This window comes from Candidatus Culexarchaeum yellowstonense, from assembly GCF_024707025.1.
Taxonomy (GTDB): domain Archaea; phylum Thermoproteota; class Methanomethylicia; order Culexarchaeales; family Culexarchaeaceae; genus Culexarchaeum.
In genome coordinates, this window is record NZ_JANGFQ010000067.1 from 1 (window position 1) to 8,087 (window position 8,087).

8 protein-coding genes are annotated in these 8,087 nt (G+C 36.0%); 4 read left to right on the plus strand and 4 right to left on the minus strand.

The features are described from left to right. Nucleotides 1–91 precede the first annotated feature (91 nt). Nucleotides 92–409 (minus strand): DUF6364 family protein, encoded by a 318-nt coding sequence (locus MRT15_RS07620; RefSeq protein ID WP_304329443.1) that lies wholly within the window; start codon nt 407–409, stop codon nt 92–94. Nucleotides 410–495: 86 nt separating this feature from the next. Between MRT15_RS07620 and MRT15_RS07625 the strand changes: the two genes are divergently transcribed. The 3 genes from MRT15_RS07625 (at nt 496) to MRT15_RS07635 (ending at nt 2,204) form a co-directional block, all read left to right on the plus strand. Then, nucleotides 496–1,293 carry a DUF362 domain-containing protein gene (locus MRT15_RS07625; RefSeq protein ID WP_304329445.1) on the plus strand — a complete coding sequence of 266 codons (798 nt, stop codon included), beginning with the start codon at nt 496–498 and terminating at the stop codon, nt 1,291–1,293. A gap of 90 nt (nt 1,294–1,383) precedes the next feature. Beyond that, nucleotides 1,384–1,842 carry a ribose 5-phosphate isomerase B gene (rpiB, locus tag MRT15_RS07630; RefSeq protein ID WP_304329447.1) on the plus strand — a complete coding sequence of 153 codons (459 nt, stop codon included), beginning with the start codon at nt 1,384–1,386 and terminating at the stop codon, nt 1,840–1,842. After that, a complete protein-coding gene (locus MRT15_RS07635; protein WP_304329448.1) occupies nt 1,839–2,204 on the plus strand; it encodes a hypothetical protein in 366 nt (121 codons plus the stop codon). The genes rpiB and MRT15_RS07635 overlap by 4 nt, the downstream gene beginning before the upstream one ends. A 5-nt stretch (nt 2,205–2,209) precedes the next feature. On the opposite strand, the gene MRT15_RS07640 is transcribed toward MRT15_RS07635, so the two are convergent. Together MRT15_RS07640 and MRT15_RS07645 are read right to left on the minus strand one after the other, a co-directional pair. Continuing rightward, complete coding sequence (locus tag MRT15_RS07640; protein ID WP_304329450.1) at nt 2,210–4,066, minus strand: S9 family peptidase; 1,857 nt, start codon at nt 4,064–4,066, stop codon at nt 2,210–2,212. A 66-nt stretch (nt 4,067–4,132) separates the two neighbouring features. Continuing rightward, complete coding sequence (locus MRT15_RS07645) at nt 4,133–5,251, minus strand: V-type ATPase 116kDa subunit family protein (RefSeq protein ID WP_304329452.1); 1,119 nt, start codon at nt 5,249–5,251, stop codon at nt 4,133–4,135. Between the two features lie 125 nt (nt 5,252–5,376). Between MRT15_RS07645 and MRT15_RS07650 the strand changes: the two genes are divergently transcribed. Then, nucleotides 5,377–5,898: a hypothetical protein gene (locus MRT15_RS07650; RefSeq protein ID WP_304329454.1), complete on the plus strand. Its 522-nt coding sequence runs from the start codon at nt 5,377–5,379 to the stop codon at nt 5,896–5,898. A gap of 108 nt (nt 5,899–6,006) precedes the next feature. On the opposite strand, the gene MRT15_RS07655 is transcribed toward MRT15_RS07650, so the two are convergent. After that, nucleotides 6,007–8,087: SbcC/MukB-like Walker B domain-containing protein (locus tag MRT15_RS07655; protein ID WP_369684961.1), on the minus strand; the 2,081-nt coding region annotated here is incomplete at its 5' end.

Here is an 8,087-nt window from a genome sequence, read left to right on the forward strand (position 1 = left end):
GGGTAGTGTTTAACAATCCATGTGGATGCATATGTAACTATAGTTAAACTAACAAACCAGTAGATCCAAACCAGCATGAAAATCACCAAGGCTACTTAATCCTACCACCAAGTAAATCCTCGTAAATTCTCCTCATATGGAATACAGCCACAGCAGTCTCCTCACTCAAACCACACCTACAAGCCCCACAATGTGGGCATATCATCCAACCACACTTCGCACATACATCAGCATCCCTAGCCTTAAACTTCCCACCACACTTAAAACAGTAGAATTCAGGTTCAGAGAAGAATTTCAAAAAGTTCTCTATAACCCTAGACAATGGTATACGCCTCTCACGGGCAACATTCTTAGCGTTAATTAAAACGTCTCCATCAACAGTTATGGTCAACTTAACCTTACCAGACATACATACAAATACGTATTTGTACGTATTTAAATCTAACCAAACATGAGGAAAAGTTAAAGTAAAGGGGGAGACTAATGTAATATGCCATGAAATCGAGGGTTATCATAGTTGAGGGGGAGGACATAACAAATAGAACTTTAAATGCATTAAAGCATCTAAAACCGGAAATCCCAAAGAGTGGAAGTAGAATTCTAATAAAACCAAATCTAGTTGAACCCATGGGTAAAGATTCTGGAGCAGTAACTAGACCTGAAACCGTTGAGGGGGTAATAAGATTTCTCATGGAGATGGGGGATTATGAGATTATTGTGGGGGAGGGGTCTGCATACCCAGACACCATGCAATGCTTCAAAATAGCGGGATACGAATACCTAACAGAGAAATATAATGTTAGACTTATGGATTTAAACCATGGGAATTACATTAAGGTTAATGGAGAATATTGGAGTTTTGAGGTAAATAGTGTTTTGAGTGAAGTGGATTACATAATTTCAGTGGCGGTTTTAAAGGAGCATGGATTCGCAGAAGTAACGTTGACACTTAAAAACATGATGGGCATACTTAAACCTGCACCAAAAATACCAGTAAAGGAGTATATACATGCAGAGGGGGATCCAGATATATGGGCATTAAGACTATGCGATCTAGTTAAAGCATTCAAACCAAACCTTGCAATAATAGATGGAACAACTGGAATGTTCGGCTCACATATACATGGGAAACTTAAGAAGTTAAACTTAACAATTGCAAGTGAAGATCCAGTAGCCTGCGACTCCATTGGAGCTAAAATATTGGGACATGAAGAAGTTAAACACATCAAGTTAGCATGTATGAAGGGGTTGGGGGATATAAATCCAGAAGTATTAAAGATAAAGATGGATTAGCCAAACACATTGTTCATGATATAATTGAATCTTCGAGGATGCATAAAACATAATTGTTTGCAATATAGGTAGATTCTAGTGTGATTCTAAATGAGGATTTGTGTGGGAAGTGATCATGCTGGATTAAGTTTGAAGAGGGAGTTATTGAAGTCTTTGGAGGGGGAATTTGAAGTTATAGATGTGGGGACATATACTGAGGAGCCTGTGGATTACCCAGATATAGCAAGGGATGTTTGCATTAGGATAATTAATGGTGAAGCTGATTGTGGAGTACTGATATGTGGAACTGGTATAGGTATGAGTATAGCTGCAAACAAGTTTCCAGGGATAAGAGCTGCACTAGTATATTCAGATGAAACAGCCATACTGGCTAAGAGGCATAATAATGCCAATGTAATATGCTTAGGTGGTAGAACCATGAAGAGTGAAGATGCAATAAGATATGTGAAGCTTTGGTTGAGGGAGAATTTTGAGGGAGGGAGACATGAGAGGAGGATAAATAAGATAAGTAAATTTGAAGAGGAAGTAATTCGTGGTGTTAAACTATGAAGATTAGTAAGTCGAATATCATTGGGGCAGTAGTGTTTCTGTTATTGGGATTGCTGATGATCATAGCTGGATATTATGATAAAGATTTTGTGGGCATGATTATTGGAGGTCACATGTGGATGGTGGGATTCTACTATATAACAATACCATTTATACCAATTGAGGATAAGAGGAGGCTAATTGTGGATGTCTCAATCATAATGATGGTGGTTGTTTTGGATTTTTATGGTTACATCCAAACTGGAAGTATAGTATTGCTATTTATAGCAGTATTAATTGTGGGATTATTTGCATTTGCATCCACAGTTTCAATGAAACGTGGAATTCGATGCCCAATTAAAATGGGAAAAAGTTTGGTTTGATTGGTTTAAGCTTTCAACTTCTCCTTCAACCATTGAATCTTTAATTGATACCTCTTCCTCCTATGTCTTGGTTCTGCTCTCATGCTATGACCATGACTACCTTTACTGAAAACTATTAGTTTTGATTCCTTCCCCCTCAATGCTAATGATACGTGCATGGCTAGTGATTGATCTATGAAGCACCTGTAATCTTGTGCGCTATGGATGAATAGCATTGGGGTTTTAACTGAATCCACGTGGAAGGCTGGACTCTTCTCCAAATAGTTCTTCAAATTTTCCTGTGGAGTTCCAATTATTTGGTCTGGGTCAAACCAGTATCCAATATCGCTAGCCCAGTAATCGCATATCCAATCTGCAATTCCATTCTCACTTACAGCAGCCTTAAACCTATCAGTCTTAGTTACAATGACATTGGTCATGTATCCACCATAACTTATCCCAGTAACAGCCATCCTATCCCCATCCAATGGATACTTTGATAATGCATGATCAAGGAAGGCCATTATCTGCTTATAATCCACATCACCATACCTCCCCCTAATATCAGCGAACTCCTCACTATAACCATCACTTCCACGTGGATTGGAGTATACTACTGCAAACCCCTCTGAAACCATCAATTGCATTTCAGGTGAAAATGTGTATCCATACATCCCCTTAGGTCCACCATGAATATATAGGATTACTGGATGGGGACCTGAACCCCCACTTGGAAGCATAATCCACCCCTCAACCATTTCACCATCCACTGAAATAACCTCCCTAACTGGGTTGCTGAAATTCACTTCACTGAGGATCCACTCATTGAATCTTGAAATCTTCCTATGCTCACCATCCACATACAAGTATAATTCTTGTGGAATTGTTGGCGTTGAGTATGTATATGCAATTGCATCAGCTTCAGCATACGCTGAATGTACATATCCGCCTTCACCAACAATCTTCTCAATACGTCCACTATCAATAGTTGCAAGTATCGATGAACCTGAATCAGCATATATGAAAGCCAATTTACCATCAATTGAACCAACAATGGAATATATGTTTCTATCGAGAATACCACTTGTTAAGCATTTAGATTTACCATCTTCAATAACCCAAAGCTTATAGTGACTTGCAATTCCAATTTCATTACGATGCATAAGACCATACAATTTTCCATCAATGAATCTAATTGAGGATATTTGATATCCTTGTAGTATAGTCTTCTTAGAGCCACTCTTAATATCAACTTCCACAAGCCTACTGAAAATTGGATTCCTCCAACTATCAACTGCCACATAATATATTACGCCATCACCAACTGCAAGATCAGTTATCCTCTCATCATCCTCAGCAATCTTCCTAGAATAACCTGAATCAACATCTAAAACGTGAACCTCATACTTTAAACCAGCAACATATCCAACGCCATCAAACCATAGTGGAAGCCTATCAGTAGCATAGTAATCTTCATCAGAATCATATAAACCATCAATTGGGTTAGGCGTAACAATGGCAATTGATGAATCATCAATCCACTCTAAAGCTAGAACACCATACTTAAACCATGCAACCCTCCTAGCATCACCAAAACCACTCCAAACGAAAACCCCAGCCCCCCTCTCACTTTCAGAAGCTCCACGCCTACTAACAAAAGCCAATAAACGTCCAGAAGGACTCCACCTAGGTCTAGAATCACCCTCACCAACCAAGAAGCTCCTCGAACCATCACATCTAACAATATGAACTTCACTCAAAACCTTATTCTTCTCCAAATCATTCCTAGAAATCGTGAAGGCTAAATCACGTTTACATGAAACCCTAACTTCACCAATAGAAACCAGCTTCAAAACATCATCCACAGAAAACTTCCTAACCATAACACATCAAAATATAATGGATTAGAGACAAAATAAAAAGTTAATTAATTATTGGAGAGCTTCAGATCAATGTACAAATTTTGAGAACCATTCAACCCACATCAACCTAACAGTATGAATGAATACAATTAAACCCTCCAATACAAGTATAAGTATCGTTCCCACAAGCAATACAAATGGATTCCCACCAGATAAATCAATGAATATCCCACTCAACAGTGAATGTACAAGTGCAAGGGCGAGAATCCTAAGATATGAAACCGTATGGCTAAGGGATTCAATTGCAGTTTCAAATGTACCTATGAAGCCATCAACAGGATCACCTGAAAGGAAACCGCCAACACACATAACCATTAAAGGCAATACCACACCAAAAGTTGTTAATGGATTATAAATCCAAGCTTGAATATCAAGCTTATTCATAAATATCGAAATTATAAATCCAATGTAAAACCATAATCTGGCAAATGAGAATGTGAATGCCTTCAAATACTCACCACTCCAAACCTTATTCACAAAGTCAATAAACATCCCAGAAGATAGATGTATAGCGGCAATCAATATACACAACTTAATCGCAGCCATAATATTATCCATAAAGGAGAAGGGCAAAGTAACATTAACCAATGGGATGAAGAGTTTGATTGGTAAGATATTAACGTGATAACCGAAGAATTCACCAAAAAGCATCCCCATTATGGTAGAAGATAAACCACATGTAAACAAAACTCCACCATTATCAACAATGTAGCTAAGCATACCATTAACCCTACCATTGAAAAGCATCATAAGTAAACCGAATTCCATCAATATCAAACCATGACCTATATCCGCAAACATAATACCAAAAATTAGTGGCAAGAAGAATGTTAACATTGGAACTGGATTAAAACCATGATAACCAAAATTAAGATATGAAGATGTAAGTTTTAATGATGGAGTAATGATCCATGTACGGAAGAATGATGAAAACGTAGGAGCACTTGGGGGAGTATAGAATCTATGCTCATAAAGTTCAGTAGCACCATTACCATCATAGTAAGTGTAATGGGAATAGTGATTAACACACAATAACAATATATAGACTAGGAGGAGAGAGAACACTATCAAGTAATAGTAAACTGCGAAACTGGGAGCTTCATACTCCAACAATGATAACGGGTTAACCAAGGGCTTTGCGAACATAATATTCACCCATAATATTCTGAAATATTTTGAATATATAAATCTTATTATTTCAGAATATTCCAGAATAATAATTCACAAAAATGTTAATATTGCAGATGAAATATAATCAATATAGGTGGATTATGGGGAAATTAACAACTGTTGAATTAGATGATGATATAATGGAATACATTAACTTATCAATTAAGAAGGGGAAATTCAGGCATTTGAAGGAATTCGTCAACTATTGTTTAAAATTAGCTACAATTTACACGATTGATGAATGGGATGTTGATAAGGGGATGTTCTACATTCATCCATGTAGAGTCACATTAATACCTTCAGATGCACTTTCATCACTAATGAAATATATACCTGAAAAATCTAGAAGTGAAGCTATAGAAGCCATGAGTTCATGTTTAAAGCCTAGACTAAGATTCTTCCGCCTCTCACCAAGGAATCCAGAACACATACCCAAAATACTTGAATTACTAACATTACATGGACTTGGAAGATTCACATTACATGATAATGAAACCATAGAAGTTTCATATCCAGTTCTACCAGGTGAAATTGTGAAGGAACTTTTGGAATCATTACTTGAAGTTAAAATGGAAGTCTTGGAAGCAACAAAGGCTGCATGCATATTCAAAATATTGAAATAATGAAAGGAGCTTTAAATGAATAATTACCATGTGAACTAATGATGAGTAAATAATGTGTTGGTGAAATTGAGTTGTTAATGAATGTGTATTGAATTTTTCATTATAAGTTTATAGCCTTACTTCACTAACTTTCGAAACTCCGCTGATTTTGTTAACTTGGTAAACTGTGTCAGCAACTTCTTCAAGCTCTCTATCATGGGTTATTATTATCATTTGCTGTGTTATTGCTGATTCTCTGAAGTTTTTGAATACATCTATCAATACTCTCCTCCTCTCCTCATCGAGGTGCACTGTGGGTTCATCCATTATCACTGTTGAGAAACGTTCAGCCAATGCTCTAGCCAATGCAAGTCTCAAAGCTATTGCCACAGCAACCTTCTCCCCTCCACTCAATAATTGTAGTGGCATGAAATCTCCACCCTTTGCAACTTTAATCTCCAAATCCTCATCCACAGATATACCAGTTATGTCTAAATTGAATTGATCAATGTAATTGGTTGCCAACTGTGAAATTAATGGTGTAATCCTCTGCCTTATAAGCTTCTGAATTCCATCCTTCGAAAATACCCCACGTATAATTTCAATTACTTTTAATGCATATTCAATTCTCTCTAATTTTGCATTAATGTTTTCACGATCATTCCTCAACTTTTCGATTTCACTTTTCAAACCATTTAGCTTTTTATTGTAATTTTCTATGTCATTCTCGATTTGAGCCGCTTTCCCCTTCAATTCATTATATTTACCAGTTAATTTTAGAAATTCTTGATTGACTTCTTCGTGTTTCTTGGCATCATAACCTAAATTTTTAAGTTCACTTTCCACAGTACTATATTCACTTTTAAGTTTTTCCAATTCTGAATTTAAATTGTCAATTTGCTTTAAATATTCATCATATCTCTCTGCTTTAACCCTTAAATCATTGTATTCATCACGCTTATTTTTTAAGGATTCAAGTTCATTTTTTGGATCTTTTGGTTTATATCCAAGGCTTTTAACTATATTGTTTAATTCAGATTCATATGCATTTAACTTTAATTTGAGATTTTCCAGTTTACTTGTGAGAATTAATTTTGCATCTTCAACCTTAAAGTTTGGGTTGCTTATTTCTGGAATTGAACGTGTAAGGTCACTTCTAACCTTACTTATTAATTTTTTAAGATTTTCAATATACCCCACTTCACTTGTAATGTCTGATAGAATTTTGATTTTGCTTCTAATTTCCTCAAGATTCTTTGATAGTGATTGTACTTGCTCTTCGAGTCCTTTTAATTCAAGTTCAAACTTTTGAATCTCCATAGATATCTCTGTTTTAACACGCTCTTTATGTGTATGCGACAATTTTGTTTTACATACTGGGCATATGTCTAGTCCTTCTATGTGCTCAATATGTCTCTTCAACTCATTTATCTTGCCAATCCATTCACCCCTCTTACGTTGCCTCTCATTCATTTCATTTTGAATAATGTTCTCAGAGTTTTGGAGGGTTTCAATTTCCCTCCTCAAAACCTCCATGGATGGTTCTGGCAAATACTTTAACACTTTACTGAGCACTTCTGCCAATTGCTTCTCATAATCCTCCAATTCCTTCAATTTGTTCATGTCCTCATTCAAATTTATCATATCAACATTCAACTTCTCCATTTCATGGTAGATCTCAATATACCTTTCCAGTAATGGTATTTTGGAAATTTCATATTTCAAGACTTCGATCATATTCTTAGCATTTGCACATTCAGTTTGTTTATCCTTCAATTCTTTAATGGACTTCTCGATGAACCTCATATCCCCATCGATTCTCTCCTTTCTTTTACATAGTTTATCGTATTCCTCCTTCATTCCATCCAGAATTTCCTTCTCTATTCGTATTGAATTTAATTTCACCAGTTTAGAGTTAAGCTCCTCTTTAAGTTTCATAAGCTCATTTTGTTGAGCTACAATATCTTGTGACAATTTGTCCAATTGTTTTTTCAAAGCTTCTATTAATCCATTAATTTTGTTAACTTCATTTTGATAGCTACTCTTTATATCTTTAAGTTTACTTATTATTTCACGCATCTTTTCATATGCCTTCTCATACCTATCCAATCCCAGTATTCTACCTATAACCTCCTTCCTCTTACTTGGCTCTTCCTCTATTAGATTTGTAATTTCACCTTGACGTATGAATACTGAGCTTAACAATGTAT